Below are 17309 nucleotides of genomic sequence, written 5' to 3'. Positions count from 1 at the left end.
TCAAGAGAGCGGCTTGTCCTGCCTTCGCCCTTGGCTATGGTGGCGATATGACGACAGATCAGATTATTCTTTTTTCCCTTTTCATTGCCGTATTTGGAATGCTGCTTTGGGGGCGGTTTCGATATGACCTCGTCGCGTTCACTGCCCTTATGATTGCAGTAACGCTAGGCGTTGTCCCAGTCGAGAACGCCTTCGCCGGGTTTGGCCATCCAGCAACGATTATCGTAGCACTGGTTCTTGTAGTCTCTGCGGGTCTGGTTCGGTCGGGCGCGGTGTTCCTGATTACACGGACACTGGTTGATGCCTCGCGCAGTCTGGGCGCGCATATCGCGCTGATGGGCGGGATCGGCGCAGTTCTGTCCGCTTTTATGAACAACGTTGCCGCGCTGGCGTTGCTAATGCCAGTCGACATCCAAACCGCTCGCAAGGCGGGGCGTTCGGTGGGTCTTAGCCTGATGCCGCTAAGCTTTGCCACCATTCTTGGAGGCATGGCCACGCTCATCGGCACGCCGCCCAATATCATTATCGCCTCAATCCGCGCCGAAACTCTGGGCGAGCCATTTCGGATGTTCGACTTTGCCCCGGTTGGCGGTATCGCAGCGATCGCCGGTCTGGCCTTTGTGGCCTTGGTGGGTTGGCGACTAATCCCCAATCGTGGCGTCCAGGAAGAAGCATCGGAAGTTCTGGCCGAGTACATCGCCGAACTGACCGTCCCGCCCGAGTCACCCCATATCGGCAAGCGCGTTAGCGAGCTTTATGAGGCGGCTGAGAAATCCGACGTCGCCATTATCGGCCTGATCCGGGATGGCAAGCGGCGCTATGGCAGGTCCACCCACACCACTTTGCGGGAAGGTGACGCGCTTGTGCTTGAAGCCCGACCCGAAGCGTTGGACGAATTCCGCGCTGCGCTCAATCTCGATTTTTCAGACACAAGGCGGCAAGAGGTGTTGACTGCCGAGGGCGACGGGCTTGAGGTGATCGAGGTCGTTGCCCCCGAAAGCGCCCGCATCACTGGACGCACCGCGCAGGCGCTGGGGTTGGCCTGGCGACAGAGCACGGTGCTAATGGGCATTTCGCGTCAGGGCCGTCGCATCACGGAACAAGTCCGGAAGACCGAAGTTGAGGCGGGTGACATCCTGCTTCTGCTCTGCCCGCGCGACCGGGGCGCGGACGTGACCGAGTGGCTCGGCTGTTTGCCTTTGGCAGCACGCGGCCTGAACGTCACCGCCAACGACAAAGCGTGGCTCGCCATCGGCCTGTTCGCAACAGCCGTACTGGCCGCTAGCATCGGACTGATCTATCTACCCATCGCTTTAGGTCTGGTCGTTGTGGCCTATGTGCTTACCAAGATCATGCCGATTGCGGATATCTACAATCACATAGAGTGGCCGGTGGTGGTACTGCTGGGTTCGATGATCCCGCTGGGAAGTGCATTGGAAACATCCGGCGGCACCGAACTGATAGCGAACGCACTGATCCAATTGACAAACGGTCTGCCTGCCTGGGCGATCCTGACTGTGCTGATGGTTGTCACCATGACCCTGTCGGACGTACTCAACAACACGGCCACCGCAATTGTTGCGGCCCCCGTCGGGATACAGATGGCGCGTACGCTTGAGGTATCGCCCGATCCATTCCTGATGACAGTGGCCGTGGCAGCCTCGGCAGCATTCCTCACACCGATTGGTCATAAGAACAACACGCTGGTGCTGGGTCCCGGAGGCTATCATTTCGGGGATTATTGGCGCATGGGCCTACCGCTAGAGATATTGATCATCGCCGTATCAATCCCCTCGATCCTTGTGTTCTGGCCGCTTTGACGGGTAAAGGCAGCGCATGAAACGCTTTCTGATCCTGCAACTCCGCCCAGAAATCGATGCTTCGGATGCTGAGTACGCCTCAATTCTGGACAAAACCGGCCTTGAACCTTCGCAAACCCACCGCATCCGGCTGGATTGCGAAGACCTGCCCGCAGGGCTGGACGTTACCGACTACGCCGGTGTGATCGTCGGCGGAGGCCCGGGTTGCGTCAGCGACGATCCGGCAGGAAAATCTACTTTGGATGCCAAGATCGAGGGCGCGATCATGGGGCTGATGCCGCAGATCACAGCACAGGACCACCCGTTCATGGGCTGCTGCTATGGCCTGGGAATTCTCGCGGCGCATCTGGGAGGTGATGTCAGCAAACGGCAATTTGGCGAACCGGTTGGACCATCGGATTGCGAACTGACCGAAGATGGCGCGCAGGATCCTCTGACCGCTGGCCTAGTTCCGCAGTTTGAAGCCTTTGTCGGTCATAAAGAGGCCGTGCAATCCCTGCCAGAAGGCTGCGTGCATCTGGTCACCTCGGCCCCCTGCCCGATCCAGATGATCCGCTGGGGACAAAATGTCTATGCCACTCAGTTCCACCCCGAAGCGGATGCCAAGGACTTTGAACAGCGGATTAACATCTACAAAGATCACGGGTATTTCCCGCCGGAAGATGCACAACGCCTGATCGATATCTGCCACGCGGCGGACGTTACACAACCCGGGGAAATCCTGCGACGGTTCGCCGAACGCTACGGGTGACCCAACGGCGTTATTGCCTGATTAACACCCCCTCGCATAGGCTGGCCCGAATGACTTTGGGAGGAGTTGTTCTTGGACCTGCTCATAAATGTTGGCCTGCCGCTTTCGCTGGCCATTATCATGCTGTCGCTCGGGATCGGGCTTGAGGCCGCTGATTTTCGCCGAGTTCTTACCCGCGGATACCCATTCGCCATCGGTGCGATCAGTCAGGTTGTGTTGATACCACTGGCTGCTTTCACAACCGTCACGATGTTCGGGCTACCCGCTGAGATTGCCGTTGGCGTGATGCTTCTAAGCTTTTGCCCCGGCGGCGTTACCAGCAACATCCTTGCAAAGTTTGCCAAAGGCGACGTTGCGCTATCAGTCAGCCTGACGGCTGTGATCAGCCTGTTGTCGATTGTGACAGTTCCAATTCTGGCCGCGTGGTCCATCGATTACTTCATGGGTGAGACAGCCCCGGAAGTATCGATTGGCGCCCTTGCTACCGCATTGTTCCTGATCACAACGTTGCCTGTCGCGATAGGCGTTAGTATTCGCCACTTTGCCAAAGAGTTCGCGGTTCGGATCGATAACCCTTTGTCCACGCTTGCCTCGATCCTGTTTGTGCTGATCGTTCTGGCGGCGCTGGCCGGAAACTGGCAATTCTTCATTGAGAACCTCAGCTCGATCGGGGCCGCGTTGATCGCGCTGAATATCGCACTGCTACTAATTGGGCTTGGGCTGGCGCGGATCGCCAAGCTGACATGGGAAGAGGCGAAAACCATTTCGGTCGAAACAGGCATACAGAATTCGGCGATGGGAATTACGTTGGCGGCACTGATCACAGGCACCACAACGGGCTTCAGCCCGCTTGCCGTTCCGGCCGCAGTTTATGGTATTACGATGTATGTGGTCGTGACCCCCTTTATCCTTTGGTTCCGCAACCGCTGAAAGGAGATCAGATGGCTGATAATACAGCAGACGCGATTGTCGTCGGCGGCGGGCTTGCCGGTCTGGCTGCCGCCGCAGAGTTGGGGGATCGCGGTAAGCGTGTGATCATTGTAGATCAGGAGCCGGAACACTTCCTTGGCGGGCAGGCGTTTTGGAGCCTTGGCGGTCTGTTCATGGTCGACACCCCGGAACAGCGTCGCATGGGTATTCGCGACAGCTACGATCTGGCACTGCGCGACTGGATGGGCAGCGCTCAGTTCGACCGTGATGAGGACAATTGGCCCCGCAAGTGGGCGGATGCCTATGTCGAGTTTGCAGCAGGTGAAATGCGTCCTTGGTTATATGACATGGGGTTGCGCTGGTTTCCGGTCGTGGGATGGGCCGAACGCGGTGGGTCATACGCCAATGGTCATGGCAACTCAGTCCCGCGCTTTCATATCACGTGGGGCACGGGCCCGGGAGTGTTGGAGCATTTTATTAGGCGCGTGCAGGATCATGTCAGTGCTGGTTTAATCCAGTTGAAGTTCCGCCACCAAGTCAGCCATATCATTATGCAAAATGGCACAGCCAAGGGCGTATCCGGAGAGGTTCTAGCCGATGATAGTGTCCAGAGGGGTGGCAAGACCAATCGGGACGAAGTGGGCGAGTTCGAAGTCTACGCGCCTGCGGTCATCGTCACCTCCGGCGGGATCGGTGGGAACTTCGAAATGGTGCGAAAAAACTGGCCCACAAACCGATTGGGTGAACCACCCAAAGACATGATCGCTGGCGTGCCCTTTCATGTCGATGGCCGGATGATCCCGATCAGCGAGAAAGCAGGCGGCCATGTGATCAACGGTGATCGAATGTGGCACTATACGGAAGGCGTACGCAATTGGGATCCGATCTGGCCCGCGCACGGTATTCGCATCCTGCCCGGTCCAAGCTCGATGTGGTTTGACGCGTGCGGCAATCGTCTGCAACCCCCTTGTCTGCCGGGCTTCGATACGCTGGGCACGCTGCGCGAAATCTTGAAGACGGGTTATGAGTACAGTTGGTTCGTTCTGACCCAGAAAGTGATCAAGAAGGAATTTGCCCTCTCCGGGTCCGAGCAGAACCCGGACTTCACTTCGGGTAGCTGGAAAGAGGTTATTCAACAGCGCATTTTATCCGGCTCAAAGGCAACTGGCCCGGTCGAGGCTTTCAAGGAAAAGGGTGAGGATTTCGTTGTTGCCAACACGCTGACGGAATTAGTCAGTGGCATGAACCAATTGGGCGGCGGACTGATTGACGAAGCGTATTTGCGCACGCAAATCGAGGCGAGGGATTCTCAGATCGACAACCCATTCTCGAAAGACGCTCAGATGATGGCGATCCATGCCGCGCGCAATTACCGGGGCGATAGGTTGATCCGCACCGCCAAGCCACACAAATTCCTCGATCCGTCAAATGGCCCTTTGATTGCAGTTAAATTGCATGTTCTGACCCGCAAAACGCTTGGTGGGTTGCAGACCAATCTCGACAGTCAGATGATTGGCGCAGACGGCCAAGTCGTCCCCGGCCTGTTTGCAGCCGGAGAGGTCGCGGGCTTTGGCGGTGGCGGTTACCACGGATACAACGCGCTGGAGGGCACGTTTCTGGGCGGTTGCATCTTCTCGGGCCGCAATGCGGGACGGTCCCGCGCCGTGGCCTGATTACTGGTTGCGCACAAACTTCAGAACAGGTTCGCCTGCGGCGTCGAGCATAACCAGACTGTCACCGGCAACCGCATAAGTGGTTACACTTTGCAAAGCGGCAAGAAATTGGTCTTCAATCTCTTCCATTTCTGGTGGACACGCCATCAAAGTGGCAGCCATGTTCTCAGGAAATTCTATGCTATTGCCGATGATTTCGGCTTGTCCGGTAAACCGATTACAACCGCCTGTACCGCCGAACGCTCCGCCTTGAGCAAATGAAAGCTGTGGCGGGCGCTTTGCGTCCAACACCTCTCCATCTATTCCGATGGCCACCCATTCAGTCCCTTCCAGTGTCGCGGCGCTCTGATCGTGCGCCTGCACCAGTATCAGGTCTGCGGAATTGCCTTCTCCGTTGGTCAACACCGGGTGAATCGTATCGGTCGTAAACAGCAGCTCCTCTCCACGATAGATTGCACCCCGGACCGCATAGGTCATTCCTTCGCGGATCAGCGCATCATCAAACGACAACTCAAATTCTGATGGCACGCCGTTCAGAGCGTAGCGCTGCGCTGCCAGTGTCACAGCAGCTGCGTCCGCCCGCGAGATATCCTGTAATTCGACATACAGTGTTGCATCCGGTGGCAGAGCGATCCGTTCACGATATGTCGCTGTGCCTGTCACCGATCCGGCGTGGCTTTGGCTGCCCAGCAAAGCCAATACAACTGCTCCGGCCACAATGGCCTGTCCGAGTTTTGGAAAAGGCATGATCCTATCCTCTCTCATTCGTCTTTTAGAAAAAGATTGTGGCTGGATCACCATTTACAAGGGCAACACATTCAAGTCGGCGAAACTGTGCCAGTCTCAGAGTGGCCAGATGAACGGGATCAAGAGTGAGGCCAACAAACCGACCGTCAGGTTTAACGGCACACCAACCTTTAGAAAATCGGTGAACCTGTACCCGCCCGGCCCGTACACCATCATGTTGGTCTGATAACCGATGGGCGTCGCAAACGAAGCCGACGCCGCCACCATCACCGCGACGACCAACGGGCGCGGATCGATGCCAACTGCCTGCGCCAACGAGATGGCGATCGGAGTCACCACCACTGCAACTGCATTGTTTGAAACCAATTCGGTCAATACCGAGGTCAGCAAATACACAGCCCATATGATAAGGAAGGGCGGCAACATGCCCAGCGCGGGTGCGATCGCCTCGACAATCAGCGTCACAGCGCCAGATTTATCGAGAGCCGCACCGATTGCGAGCATTGAGAAAATCAGCGCCAACAATCTGCCTTCGACAAAGGAAAACGCCTCATCCGCATCGATACAGCGGGTCAGCAGGACCACCGCAACAGCCAGTATAGACAAAAGCAGAATTGGAGCGACGCCCAGCGCAGCCAACGCAACGATTCCCACCAATGATCCAATGGCAATGGGTGCGTGACTGCGACGGAAGGCACGTGCCGAGGGCTGTGTCACATCAACCATGTCCATATCTGCTGCCAGCCTTTGAATATCACCGGGTGAGCCTTCAAGCAGCAGTGTATCCCCCACGCGTACAGTTAGAGCATCCAACTGGCGCCCGATATTCTGGTTTCGGCGATGCACAGCCAAAACGTAGACACCGTACCGACGACGCAAACGCATCGCACCCAATGTTCGCCCAACCATACGGCAACCCGGTGTAATCAGAACTTCGACCGTCTTGGTTTCAACTGCCGAGACCTGATCAACCCTCTTTAATTCCTTATTGCTTTGCAGGCTCAACAACTCAGTCATCTCGGTGCGGAGAACCACTCTGTCACCCACTTTCAGCGTGACACCTTTTAGGTTCCGACGTAACGACTCATCACCCCGAACCACGTCGATCAGCCGCACACCTTGGCGTTTGAACAGTTGAACCCCCGTTACTTCGCGGTCGATCAAGTTGCTTTCGGGTGGGATGACCGCCTCAGTAAAGAACTTCATCTTGGATCGGTCACTCAGCATTTCGGCCATGCTGTCGCGCTCTGGCAACAAACGCGGCGCTATGAAGCGCAGATAAACCATGCCGTAGATAACCAGAGCTACGCCCAGTGGGGTGACCTCAAATATCGTGAAGGCCGTCATGCCCTGCGCACGCGCGACGCCATCAACCAGAAGGTTGGTAGAGGTGCCGATCAGGGTCAACGTTCCCCCAAGAATTGCCGCATAGCTAAGCGGAATCAACAGTTTGGACGCCGAAACGTTCAGTGTGCGAGCGATTTGAATAAAGACCGGGATCATCACGACGACAACAGGTGTGTTCGACACCACTGCAGACGCGATGACGACAAATCCCATCAACAAACCGATGGCTATACGCGGATTAACCTGCGCCTGCTTTTGCGCCACGGATGTGAACGCATCAAGCGCCCCTGTTCGCACCAAAGCCCCCATGATGATGAACATGGCACCGATGGTCCATGGCGCAGGGTTAGACAGTACCGCAAGCGCGCTTTGATAGGGCAGTATACCCGTTGCAAGCATCAGGGCCACGCCGCCAATGGCGACAACTTCGGTCGGATAGACCTCGCGCAGGAACATGATGAACATCCCTGCAACAATCATCAGCGCCAGAATTGCGCTACCCGTTTCTATCAGTTGAAGGAATTGCATTCTTGGTATTCTGTCCGAAACCTGATCTGGCACACGCGCCTATCAGCCAGTTTCACGCATTGCATGCCACAGGGCAAGCCTGACATGTGACTTAGGGGCCTGCCTGCTGCAAACGCCCACCAACGCGCACCATCTGCACAGATTTTGCGCTTCCGTCGCGATCATCGGTTTCGACATACACACCGCTCAGCGTTGCCTCGCCATTGGCGGGTGTGAACCGGGCTTTGGGCATCCCGGTGATGAAACGACGCATAGGTTCTTGTTTGTCCATACCAATGACCGAGTCATAGTCCCCGCACATTCCGGCATCGGTCAAGTATCCTGTCCCGCCAGTCAAAATCTGCGCGTCCGCCGTCGGCACATGGGTGTGCGTGCCCACCACAAGGCTGGCGCGTTTGTCGCAATAGTGGCCCATCGCCATCTTTTCAGACGTCGCCTCGCAATGCATATCGACGATAATCGCCTGCGCCTGCCCACCGCGTGGGTGCGATTTCAGGATCGGTTCGATAGCTGAGAACGGATCATCGAAGGGGCGCTTCATAAATACTTGCCCCAGTACCTGCACCACCAGCACCTTGCGTCCACCCGGCGCCGTGAACAGCCGATGACCTCGCCCAGGTGCCCCTTTTGCATAGTTCACCGGGCGCACAATGCGCGGCTCTTTCTCGATGAACTGCAACATGTCTTTCTGATCGAACGCATGGTCGCCCAAAGTGATGCAATCGGCACCGGCGTCCAAAAGCAGCTTGGCGTGATCACCACTGAGCCCCATGCCATTGGATGCATTCTCGCCGTTAACCACGACGAAATCCAACCGCCACTCCTCACGCAAACGCGGCAGGTGCTGTTGAACGGCGGCGCGACCCGAGCGCCCCATGACGTCGCCAAGAAATAATAACCTCATGTCACCCGTCCTAAGTGTGGTGCAACACAAGCACAAGTGATTAAACTGTCACCATAAACCGCAAATAATATTGGTTAGGAGAAACTTATGACCCGCTATCTTATTATTGTTACCCTGCTCGCCCCCCTCGCCGCGTGCGATCAGCCAGCCGAGCAATCAACCGAACTGGCAAACCCAGCGGCGACTTTTTGCATCGAACGGGGCGGCACGTACAATATTCAGGATGGCGACGGCGGCCAAACCGGGATCTGCACCCTGCCAGACGGAACCAAACAGGATGCCTGGGACTATTTCCGTGCTGAGCACACGGGCTAGGCTGAAAACGTCAGCACGCGGCTTTCTGTGATAACCATATCAAGAGGTTGGTCCGTCGGCTCAAGCGGCAGCTCTTCTGCCTCTTGTGCATCGAAGGCAAACCCGATCGCCAATGTCGGGCGTTTGCCGCGCAACCCCTCTAGCGTGCGATCATAGAAGCCACCACCATATCCCAGACGACCACCCTGAGCATCAAACGCAACCAGCGGCACAATCAGGATTTCAGGATCAAAATAATCGTCGATCTCGGGTACCTTCGCACCAAATGGTCCGTCTTTCAGCGCGCCTTCCGGAGTCCAACGCGAAAATCGCAGCGGCTTCCCGGCGGCCTGAATGACGGGTACGCCGACGGCCCCGTATGCGACTGCTTCGGCCATTGCCGGCAACGGGTCGATCTCGGTTCGGATGGGCATGTATCCTGAGATGGGAACACCTCGGTGCCCGGCCAAAACCTCGGACAAACGTCCTGCAGCACCCGGTAGGCGCGTGTCAAACGCCGCCTTTCGGCGCGCAAAGGCCGCCTTTCGGGCAGCGGCTTTGATTTCAGTCAGATCGGTTGTGTCGGTCACAGTAGCACCATGCTGGCAAGCCCCAGAAATATGAAGAACCCCATCACGTCCGTCGTCGTTGTCACAAAGGTTCCCGATGCCAGCGCAGGGTCGATCCCCAGACGATCCAGCACCACCGGTACTACCGTACCTGCAAAGCCCGCGATGATCATGTTCACGACCAGCGCCGATCCAATCACGACACCCAGCAACGGAGAATCAAACCACATCATCCCAACGGTTCCCAACACGATGGCAAAGCATAATCCGTTGAGCATCCCAACCAGTAATTCGCGGCGGATCACGCGCCACACATTCGAACTCGTCAAGTCACGTGTCGCCAGCGCGCGTACAGCCACTGTCAGTGATTGAGTTCCAGCGTTGCCTCCCATTGAGGCAACAATCGGCATCAGGATTGCGAGTGCAACAAGCTGATCGATTGCGGCCTCAAACTGCGAAATGACCAGCGAACCACAAATCGCGGTGATCAGATTGACACCGAGCCATGGCAAGCGCCGTTTACTGGTTGCCGCTACGCTATCGGACAAAGAACTTTCGTCCGAGACACCTGCAAGACGCATCATGTCTTCTTCATATTCTTCATCCAACACCACCATCGCGTCATCAATGGTAATGACGCCAACCAACCGCCCATCCGTATCCACAACCGTGGCCGAGATCAGATGGTATTGGTTGAACGCATAGGCCACATCCTCTTCGTCCTGATCGACAGGGATGGTGTGGAATTCTTCCTCGGCGAGGTCATGCAAGGGCACCTCTCGCCGGGTCGCCATCAGCTTTCCCAGTGTAACCTGCGCAACGGGCTTCAGCCGCGGGTCAACAAGGACGACATGATAGAACTGTTCTGGCAGATCATCATTGGCCCGCATGAAATCAATGGCCTGCCCCACCGTCCAGTGCTCGGGCGCCATGACGACTTCACGCTGCATAAGACGACCGGCGGAATTTTCAGGGTAGGACAACGCCTGCTCAGCGGCGACTCGTTCAGAGTCTTCAAGCGCATCAAGGATCGTCTCTTGTTGCGGCTCTTCGAGATCCTCGAGCAGATCAACGACATCGTCGCTTTCCATGTCCCGAACAGCTTCGGCCAAGACATCCGGTTTCAGAACATCGATCACTTCTTCCCGGACAGATTCATCCAGTTCTGAAAGAATATCCCCGTCAAATTCCTTATCGTACAACCGGATCAGGCCCGCCCGGTCAAAGGGGCTGATCTGTTCCAGAAGGTCGGCAATATCAGCCGCATGTAGCGGCTCCATAAGATCGATCAGCTTGGTGCGATCTTCGACCTCCACCGCATAGAGGATGGCTTCGACGGTTCGCGGGTCGAGCGCATAGGCGTCCTCGTCCTGGGGCTGATCGGGTCTGGCTTCGTCACTGCCTGTCGTCATGCGCTGCCCCTTTTTTCCTGCCGATTGACCCTAGATAGAAGAAGCAGCTACCGGAAAACAATGACAATGGTCCAATTTACCCACATCTTTTGCATCCCTATGCTGGATAGCGGCCCCAAACAGGCGGAGAACACAGCAGATGGCGCAAAAGACGCTTTTGAAGGGACGCGTGCTCAGCTTCAACGGATCACCGTTCGAAGGCGAACCCACAGACGCGACCGAACTACACGAAGCCGTATTGATAGAAGATGGTCGCATCGCAGCATTGGGATCCGCGACCGATCTTTCTGTCGCGCACCCCGAGGCCAAAGTTAAGGATTATGGCGACAAGCTTATTTTGGCGGGCTTTGTGGATCCGCACGTTCACTATCCGCAAACCGCGATGATTGCGAGTTGGGGCAAGCGCCTGATCGACTGGCTCAACAGCTACACGTTCCCGGAAGAGATGAAGTTCAGCGATCCTGACTATGCCGCTGAAATTGCAAATAGATACCTCGATTTAACGGCAGCACACGGTACGACGACAATGTGCAGCTTTTGCACTATTCATCCCGAGAGTGTTGATGCGTTTTTCTCGGCAGCCAAGGCGCGAAGTCAACGGGTTGTCGCCGGCAAAACCTGCATGGATCGAAATGCACCCGAGGGGCTGCGTGACACCGCACAGACCGGGTATGACCAGTCCAAGTCACTGCTTGAAAAGTGGCACGGGGTTGATCGCATATCCTACGCCATTACACCGCGTTTTTCGCCGACATCGACACCAGATCAGTTAGAGGCGATGGGCGCGCTGTGGGCGGAGCATCCCGAATGCCTAATGCAAACACATCTCAGCGAACAAACCGACGAAATTGAGTGGGTGCGCTCTCTGTTCCCTGAGGCGCGCGACTATTTGGATACCTATGAGCAGTTTGGATTGTTGGGTGGAAACGGTCTCTACGGTCACGTGATCCATCTGGAGGATCGCGAACGTGACCGCTTGCGCGAGGTAGATGCAGCTCTGATCCACTGCCCCACGTCCAATACGTTTATCGGCTCTGGTCTGTTCGACATGAACGGCCTGATCCGCGAGGGGCACCGGGTTGGTCTTGCCACCGATACAGGCGGTGGTTCCAGCTTTTCGATGCTACGCACAATGGCCGCAGCGTACGAAATTGGTCAACTGCGGGGTCGTCCGCTACACCCGTCGCAATTGCTTTGGCTTGGAACGGTTGGGTCAGCTCGAACTTTGCGGATGGATGATCGTATCGGCAATATTGCAGTGGGCATGGAGGCGGATCTGGCGGTATTGGACCTCGCCTCGACTCCGGCCATCGCCCAACGCGAAGCACATGCTGATGATCTCTGGGAAGCGGTGTTCCCGACCATCATGATGGGGGATGATCGGGCTGTTGCCGAGGTCTGGATCGCCGGGCGAGCTGTTTCTGCTTGATAGGAATGGGCCTGTGGCCCATGCCTCCGGCGGGGATATTTTCAGCCAGATGAAGAGCGCATCCGCTATTCTGCCAACGCGCTTGCCAGACGATTCTGAGTTTCTATGGCCTTTGGCAGGTCAATCGTGACGATCTGGCCGTCGCGCACAACCTGGCGTCCCTCGACAAACAGATGTTTGACACGCGTTAGTCCGGCCAGAAGGAGCGCAGCGGGGTCCCAACTGCCCGCACTTTCGATGCCGCGTACGTCCCAAATGGCTATGTCAGCGCGTTTGCCGGGCATAAGCCTGCCGCAATCGGGCCGATTCAACACATCCGCCCCGCCACGGGTGGCAATCTCGAACGCTTCGCGGGCTGACATGGCGTCAGCGCCATTTGCAACCCGTTGCAGAAGCATGGACTGACGCGCCTCGGCGATCAGATTGCCGCTGTCATTGCTGGCTGAACCGTCCACACCCAGCCCGACATGCACGCCTTGGTCGCGCATCTTGCGGACTGGCGCGATACCTGAGCCAAGGCGGCAATTGGAGCATGGGCAGTGCGCAACACCAGTTCGGCTACGCGCAAATAGGTCGATCTCGGAGCCATCCAGCTTGACGCAATGGGCGTGCCAGACATCCGATCCAGTCCAGCCCAGCTCCTCTGCGTATTGGCCGGGCCGGCAACCGAACTGATCTTCAGAATAGGCGATATCTTCATCGTTTTCTGCCAGATGAGTATGTAGCATTACGCCTTTATCGCGCGCGAGAAGCGCGGCATCGCGCATCAGGTCCCGACTGACTGAGAACGGTGAACACGGCGCCAGACCAACGCGACACATCGAACCCTCAGATGGATCGTGATAGGCATCCACCACGCGGATCATATCCTCCAGAATGGCTTGCTCGGCTTCGACCAGAGCATCAGGAGGCAATCCACCATCACTTTCACCGATACTCATTGCCCCGCGCGTCGGTTGAAAACGCAAACCCAATTCCGACGCGGCATGGATCGTATCTTCAAGTCGCGCACCATTGGGATAAAGGTAGAGGTGATCAGAACTAAGCGTGCAGCCAGACAGCGCCAACTCTGCCAGACCAATCTGAGCGGAGATAAACATCTCTTCAGGTCCAAAGCGGGACCAGATGGGATAAAGTGTTCGTAACCATCCAAATAGCAACGCATCCTGCCCGCCGGGCACCGCGCGCGTAAGGGTTTGGTAGAGATGATGATGGGTGTTCACCAGACCGGGGGTAACAACACATCCGGCGGCATCATGTATTTCACCCCGGCTGGTCAAACCATGGCCAATCTGGGCAATCTTTCCGTCCCGAACCAACAGATCAGCGGCCACAAGCTCTTGCCGATCATCGTCCATCGTCACGATAATGTCGGCATTCCGGATCAATATTTCTGTCATTTTTGCACTCCCGCATCCTGCCCGTCTCATGCGTGGAGTATTGGGCTGGTGGAAAACGGGCGTAAGAACCAGCCGCGATCAGTTTAAAGCCGCATGGGGGGTGCGGCAACCCGTTTAATATTGCTTCAAGATTTCCAGCGCCGCCGCATGAATCTCAGCATTGGCTGCTGCGAGGGCACGCCCGCCATTATGGGCAGGATTACCCTGCCAATCTGTCACAATACCACCTGCTGCTTCGATCACCGCGATTGGGGCCTGGATATCGTAGGCATTCAACCCAGCCTCGACCACCAGATCGGTTTGCCCTGCAGCAAGTAGCGCATAGGCGTAACAATCCATCCCATAACGCGTCAGCTTCGTTTTCTGAGAAACCGCCTTGAAGGCAGCGGCCTCGGCCTCGGTGCCGACCTCAGGAAAGGTGGTGAAGATGATCGCCTGATCCAATGATCGCGTATTCCGGGTCTCGAGTTCCGCGCGCCCCATAGGGCCTTTGACAAAGGCGTGCTCTTTATCTCCGATAAAGCGTTCACCGATATAGGGCTGATCGATTACGCCAAGCTTAGGTCCAGTCTCATCGCTCAGGGCGATCAGAACACCCCATGTGGGCGTACCACTTATGAATCCGCGCGTGCCGTCGATTGGGTCCAGCACCCAAACCCGTCCGCTCACTCCTTCGGAATGGCCAAACTCTTCCCCTAAGACGCCATCCTTGGGCCGGTGAATGGCCAGCACCGCACGCATCGCTTTCTCTGCTTCGCGGTCAGCTGCAGTCACAGGATCAAACCCGGCATCGAGCTTGTTGTCCGTCTTCAAGTTAGATTGGCGGAAAAACGGAAGAATGGCCGCCCGCGCCGCGTCGGCCATTTCTTCGGCAATCTCTAGATCACTTCGTAGGGTGTTTTGCATGGCTTACCCGTGCGACGGGCACCCCGCGAAGTCAAGCGATTGTATTAGGCGACGTCGCTCAGCACGCGCGCCAGTTCAAACAAGCGGCGACGCTGATTTTCCGGTATCGCATAGTACGAGCGAACGAGATCAAGCGCTTCTTTATCGCCCATCAGATCTGCAGGAACTGATTTTTTGTCAGCCTCTGCTTTCTGAGCTTCTTCAAGGCCTTCAAAGAAAAAGCTGACCGGAACATCCAATGCCTCGGCAATGTCCCACAAACGCGACGCGCTTACACGGTTGGCACCCGTTTCGTATTTTTGAATCTGTTGAAACTTGATACCAACTTGCTGCGCCAACTGCTGCTGAGTCATGCCAATCAGCCAGCGGCGATGCCGGACGCGTTTGCCCACATGGACATCGACGTGATGGGTCATTGGTAGTCTCCTTTACACAAACACCTGTCCGGGAAACCGCAACAGCAGCCGTCACCGCCAAGTTAGCGGGTCGCTGCTTAAGAACTTCCTAACTTAGGATCGTGCCCCCCGAACAGCACCATAGAACAATAATATTGCCGCAATCGATTCTTTTTTCAAGACGGTTGAATCCAAGAATATGGACTGTTGATTATGGTTGAGTACCGGGATCATCACATCTGTGTATGTTCGGAGACAACAAATCAGACCAGACACCTGTTTGAGAAGGGTGTTTGATTGGAATTGACAAAACGCGCGCGCTCTCCGCCTATGTGCCCTAAAATACCGGAGAACACTGATGCTGGCATTTCGTATCAAAACCAAGGGAACAATGGCGCAAATTTGCCAAATGCCCGAGCCGACACCAGCGGAAAATCAGGTGCGCGTATCCATTCGGGCCTGCGGGCTGAACTTTGCCGATCTTTTGATGCAGAAAGGCTCCTATCAGGATACACCCGGCACACCGTTTACTCTGGGTATGGAAATTGCAGGGGTCGTTGCCGAAGTCGGAAATAGTGTTACGCATCTAAAACCAGGTGACCGCGTCGCTGTTTTCTCTGGTCAGGGCGGCCTGGCCGAATCTGGTGTCTTCGATGCTGACCGGGTTATTGTCATCCCAGACACAATGAGTTTCGAAGACGCTGCCGCCATTCAGATCGCCTATGGCACCAGCCATATCGCGTTGGAGCACCGGGCACGCCTACAGGCCGGCGAAACGCTGCTGGTGACCGGAGCTGCTGGCGGCGTTGGGCTGACCGCCATCGAAATCGGGAAACTGATGGGGGCGACCGTCATCGCGCAAGCGCGCGGCGCGGACAAATTGGTGGTGGCGCAGCAGGCCGGTGCGGACCATTTGATCGATGCGGATGAGGATCTGCGTAACCGCGTTCGCGCCCTTGGCGGAGCCGACGTGGTCTATGACGCCATCGGTGGTGACGTTTTCAAGGCTGCGTTCCGCGCCACGAATCCCGAGGGCCGCCTATTGCCCATCGGCTTTGCGGGGGGTGAAGTTCCTCAGATTCCGGCCAACCATCTTTTGGTTAAAAATCTCAGTGTGATTGGCGTCTATATCGGTGGTTACCTGAAATTTAAGCCGGAAATCGTTCACAATAGTTTCAGCACTCTGTTTCGCTGGCACTCAGAAGGACGGATTAAACCTCATATCAGCCACATCCTGCCTTTGCAGGACGCAGCCAAGGGATTGGAATTGCTGCGTGATCGCAAATCCACCGGTAAGATCGTCATCCAGATCAACTCGCCACTTTGAGGGGGCGCGCACTGGGGTGTGAAAAATTTTGCCGCAGGAGATTTGCGAGCTCAGCCACATATTCCTCGCGCACTCTTTCAGCACCATAAAGGTTGATGAACTGCACCGGCAGGTCCGGAAGGACCCCAGCATGGTCGATCAGTTCCTGATGGTTGGGCTGTGTCCCCTCCAACAGTACACCCACCGCCAGATCAGCACTGACTGTTGCTTCGACCGTACGGTCTGAGTCGCTGTCGATGCTCATGTCCCATTCGATCCCAGCGTCATCCAGCGCCGCGGTCGCAACCGGACGGAAGATGCAATTGCGGCAAAACCCCAGCCGCAGAGGCTGTTGTCGCCAAGCGGACCCGTTCAGAGCCCCGACCCAACGCAGTGGCATATGATACAAGGTTTCAGCCCCCTCGCCCGCTCCCGATTCCGTGGTCACGATCAAATCAAAACCTCCGCGCGCAAATTCTTCCTTCAGGTGGCGCGTATTCGAGGTAACCAAGTTCACGTTCACGCGCGGGAAGCTGGCATTGAAGCGCTTTAGGACACGGGGGATGAACGGATGAACGACATCATGCGGCACCCCCAACACGACCTCTCCTTCAAAGGCCTGATCAGTGAGCCGCCCGATCACCTCATCATTCAACGCAATCATCCGGCGCGCATAGGCCAGCAGTTGCTCGCCAGACGCGGTCAGCGCAATGGTTCGACCGGATCGATCCAGCAGCTCCAGCCCGAGTAGCTCTTCTAACCGCTTGAGCTGCATGGAAACAGCCGATTGCGTGAGATGAAGAAATCCAGCTGCGCGGGTAACGCCGCCGTGATCCGCGACGGCAACGAATGAACGAAGCGTAGTGATGTCCAGATTTCGCATCTTCAAGATTCCTTA

Annotated in this window: 16 protein-coding genes; 7 read left to right on the top strand and 9 right to left on the bottom strand. The window is 56.4% G+C overall.

Annotated elements, in window-relative coordinates; all coding sequences use genetic code 11:
- Window positions 1–47 precede the first annotated feature (47 nt).
- The 4 genes from ACR0KN_RS10580 to ACR0KN_RS10565 all read left to right on the top strand — a co-directional run bounded on the left by ACR0KN_RS10580 (window position 48) and on the right by ACR0KN_RS10565 (window position 5174).
- On the top strand, window positions 48–1820 hold the full coding sequence (locus tag ACR0KN_RS10580; protein ID WP_170472535.1) for an SLC13 family permease: 1773 nt from the start codon (window positions 48–50) through the stop codon (window positions 1818–1820).
- Between the two features lie 16 nt (window positions 1821–1836).
- A complete protein-coding gene (locus tag ACR0KN_RS10575; protein ID WP_480653370.1) occupies window positions 1837–2571 on the top strand; it encodes a glutamine amidotransferase in 735 nt (244 codons plus the stop codon).
- Between the two features lie 72 nt (window positions 2572–2643).
- Entirely contained in the window at window positions 2644–3501 is an 858-nt protein-coding gene (locus ACR0KN_RS10570; protein ID WP_010441919.1) for a bile acid:sodium symporter family protein, read from the top strand.
- Between the two features lie 11 nt (window positions 3502–3512).
- Window positions 3513–5174, top strand: coding sequence for an FAD-binding dehydrogenase (locus ACR0KN_RS10565; protein WP_480653368.1), 1662 nt, complete (start codon window positions 3513–3515; stop codon window positions 5172–5174).
- Here ACR0KN_RS10565 and ACR0KN_RS10560 read toward each other — a convergent pair whose 3' ends face one another.
- From ACR0KN_RS10560 to ACR0KN_RS10550, 3 genes are all read right to left on the bottom strand, one after another.
- Complete coding sequence (locus ACR0KN_RS10560; RefSeq protein WP_480653366.1) at window positions 5175–5921, bottom strand: YbaY family lipoprotein; 747 nt, start codon at window positions 5919–5921, stop codon at window positions 5175–5177.
- A gap of 96 nt (window positions 5922–6017) precedes the next feature.
- Window positions 6018–7796: an SLC13 family permease gene (locus ACR0KN_RS10555; protein WP_480653364.1), complete on the bottom strand. Its 1779-nt coding sequence runs from the start codon at window positions 7794–7796 to the stop codon at window positions 6018–6020.
- 91 nt (window positions 7797–7887) lie between these two features.
- Window positions 7888–8700 (bottom strand): TIGR00282 family metallophosphoesterase, encoded by an 813-nt coding sequence (locus ACR0KN_RS10550; RefSeq protein ID WP_170472550.1) that lies wholly within the window; start codon window positions 8698–8700, stop codon window positions 7888–7890.
- 87 nt (window positions 8701–8787) lie between these two features.
- On the opposite strand from ACR0KN_RS10550, the gene ACR0KN_RS10545 reads away from it, so the two are divergent.
- Window positions 8788–9015 (top strand): putative hemolysin, encoded by a 228-nt coding sequence (locus ACR0KN_RS10545; protein ID WP_170472553.1) that lies wholly within the window; start codon window positions 8788–8790, stop codon window positions 9013–9015.
- On the opposite strand, the gene ACR0KN_RS10540 is transcribed toward ACR0KN_RS10545, so the two are convergent.
- Together ACR0KN_RS10540 and mgtE are read right to left on the bottom strand one after the other, a co-directional pair.
- A complete protein-coding gene (locus tag ACR0KN_RS10540; RefSeq protein ID WP_480653361.1) occupies window positions 9012–9584 on the bottom strand; it encodes a 5-formyltetrahydrofolate cyclo-ligase in 573 nt (190 codons plus the stop codon). The two genes, ACR0KN_RS10545 and ACR0KN_RS10540, sit on opposite strands and share 4 nt — an antisense overlap.
- The gene (gene mgtE, locus ACR0KN_RS10535) at window positions 9581–10975 is read right to left on the bottom strand and encodes a magnesium transporter (RefSeq protein WP_480653359.1); all 1395 of its coding nucleotides are present in this window, start codon (window positions 10973–10975) and stop codon (window positions 9581–9583) included. Before mgtE ends, ACR0KN_RS10540 begins: the two co-directional genes overlap by 4 nt.
- Window positions 10976–11114: 139 nt before the next feature.
- Here mgtE and guaD point away from each other — a divergent pair, with 139 nt between their 5' ends.
- A complete protein-coding gene (guaD, locus tag ACR0KN_RS10530; RefSeq protein WP_480653357.1) occupies window positions 11115–12404 on the top strand; it encodes a guanine deaminase in 1290 nt (429 codons plus the stop codon).
- A 65-nt stretch (window positions 12405–12469) separates the two neighbouring features.
- Here the strand turns inward: guaD and ACR0KN_RS10525 are convergent, their stop codons facing one another.
- The 3 genes from ACR0KN_RS10525 to ACR0KN_RS10515 all read right to left on the bottom strand — a co-directional run bounded on the left by ACR0KN_RS10525 (window position 12470) and on the right by ACR0KN_RS10515 (window position 15126).
- A complete protein-coding gene (locus ACR0KN_RS10525; RefSeq protein ID WP_480653356.1) occupies window positions 12470–13804 on the bottom strand; it encodes an 8-oxoguanine deaminase in 1335 nt (444 codons plus the stop codon).
- Between the two features lie 114 nt (window positions 13805–13918).
- Complete coding sequence (gene hisN, locus ACR0KN_RS10520; protein ID WP_480653354.1) at window positions 13919–14710, bottom strand: histidinol-phosphatase; 792 nt, start codon at window positions 14708–14710, stop codon at window positions 13919–13921.
- A 44-nt stretch (window positions 14711–14754) separates the two neighbouring features.
- Complete coding sequence (locus ACR0KN_RS10515; protein WP_010441908.1) at window positions 14755–15126, bottom strand: helix-turn-helix domain-containing protein; 372 nt, start codon at window positions 15124–15126, stop codon at window positions 14755–14757.
- Window positions 15127–15463: 337 nt separating this feature from the next.
- On the opposite strand from ACR0KN_RS10515, the gene ACR0KN_RS10510 reads away from it, so the two are divergent.
- Complete coding sequence (locus ACR0KN_RS10510) at window positions 15464–16432, top strand: NADPH:quinone oxidoreductase family protein (RefSeq protein WP_480653352.1); 969 nt, start codon at window positions 15464–15466, stop codon at window positions 16430–16432.
- Here ACR0KN_RS10510 and ACR0KN_RS10505 read toward each other — a convergent pair.
- The gene (locus ACR0KN_RS10505) at window positions 16416–17294 is read right to left on the bottom strand and encodes a LysR family transcriptional regulator (RefSeq protein ID WP_010441906.1); all 879 of its coding nucleotides are present in this window, start codon (window positions 17292–17294) and stop codon (window positions 16416–16418) included. The genes ACR0KN_RS10510 and ACR0KN_RS10505 overlap by 17 nt on opposite strands.
- Window positions 17295–17309: the final 15 nt, after the last annotated feature.

It is taken from the genome of Ruegeria sp. AP7, from assembly GCF_056539905.1.
The sequence above is the reverse complement of the archived record's forward strand: the minus strand, read 5'-3'. Positions and strand labels throughout refer to the sequence as shown.

Excerpts from the sequence above, each read along its gene's own strand:
- ACR0KN_RS10580 (WP_170472535.1), top strand. The coding sequence starts at position 48 with ATGACGACAGATCAGATTATTCTTTTTTCCCTTTTCATTGCCGTATTT.
- ACR0KN_RS10575 (WP_480653370.1), top strand. The coding sequence starts at position 1,837 with ATGAAACGCTTTCTGATCCTGCAACTCCGCCCAGAAATCGATGCTTCG.
- ACR0KN_RS10565 (WP_480653368.1), top strand. The coding sequence starts at position 3,513 with ATGGCTGATAATACAGCAGACGCGATTGTCGTCGGCGGCGGGCTTGCC.
- ACR0KN_RS10560 (WP_480653366.1), bottom strand. The coding sequence starts at position 5,921 with ATGCCTTTTCCAAAACTCGGACAGGCCATTGTGGCCGGAGCAGTTGTA.
- ACR0KN_RS10555 (WP_480653364.1), bottom strand. The coding sequence starts at position 7,796 with ATGCAATTCCTTCAACTGATAGAAACGGGTAGCGCAATTCTGGCGCTG.
- ACR0KN_RS10550 (WP_170472550.1), bottom strand. The coding sequence starts at position 8,700 with ATGAGGTTATTATTTCTTGGCGACGTCATGGGGCGCTCGGGTCGCGCC.
- ACR0KN_RS10545 (WP_170472553.1), top strand. The coding sequence starts at position 8,788 with ATGACCCGCTATCTTATTATTGTTACCCTGCTCGCCCCCCTCGCCGCG.
- mgtE (WP_480653359.1), bottom strand. The coding sequence starts at position 10,975 with ATGACGACAGGCAGTGACGAAGCCAGACCCGATCAGCCCCAGGACGAG.
- guaD (WP_480653357.1), top strand. The coding sequence starts at position 11,115 with ATGGCGCAAAAGACGCTTTTGAAGGGACGCGTGCTCAGCTTCAACGGA.
- ACR0KN_RS10525 (WP_480653356.1), bottom strand. The coding sequence starts at position 13,804 with ATGACAGAAATATTGATCCGGAATGCCGACATTATCGTGACGATGGAC.
- hisN (WP_480653354.1), bottom strand. The coding sequence starts at position 14,710 with ATGCAAAACACCCTACGAAGTGATCTAGAGATTGCCGAAGAAATGGCC.
- ACR0KN_RS10515 (WP_010441908.1), bottom strand. The coding sequence starts at position 15,126 with ATGACCCATCACGTCGATGTCCATGTGGGCAAACGCGTCCGGCATCGC.
- ACR0KN_RS10510 (WP_480653352.1), top strand. The coding sequence starts at position 15,464 with ATGCTGGCATTTCGTATCAAAACCAAGGGAACAATGGCGCAAATTTGC.
- ACR0KN_RS10505 (WP_010441906.1), bottom strand. The coding sequence starts at position 17,294 with ATGCGAAATCTGGACATCACTACGCTTCGTTCATTCGTTGCCGTCGCG.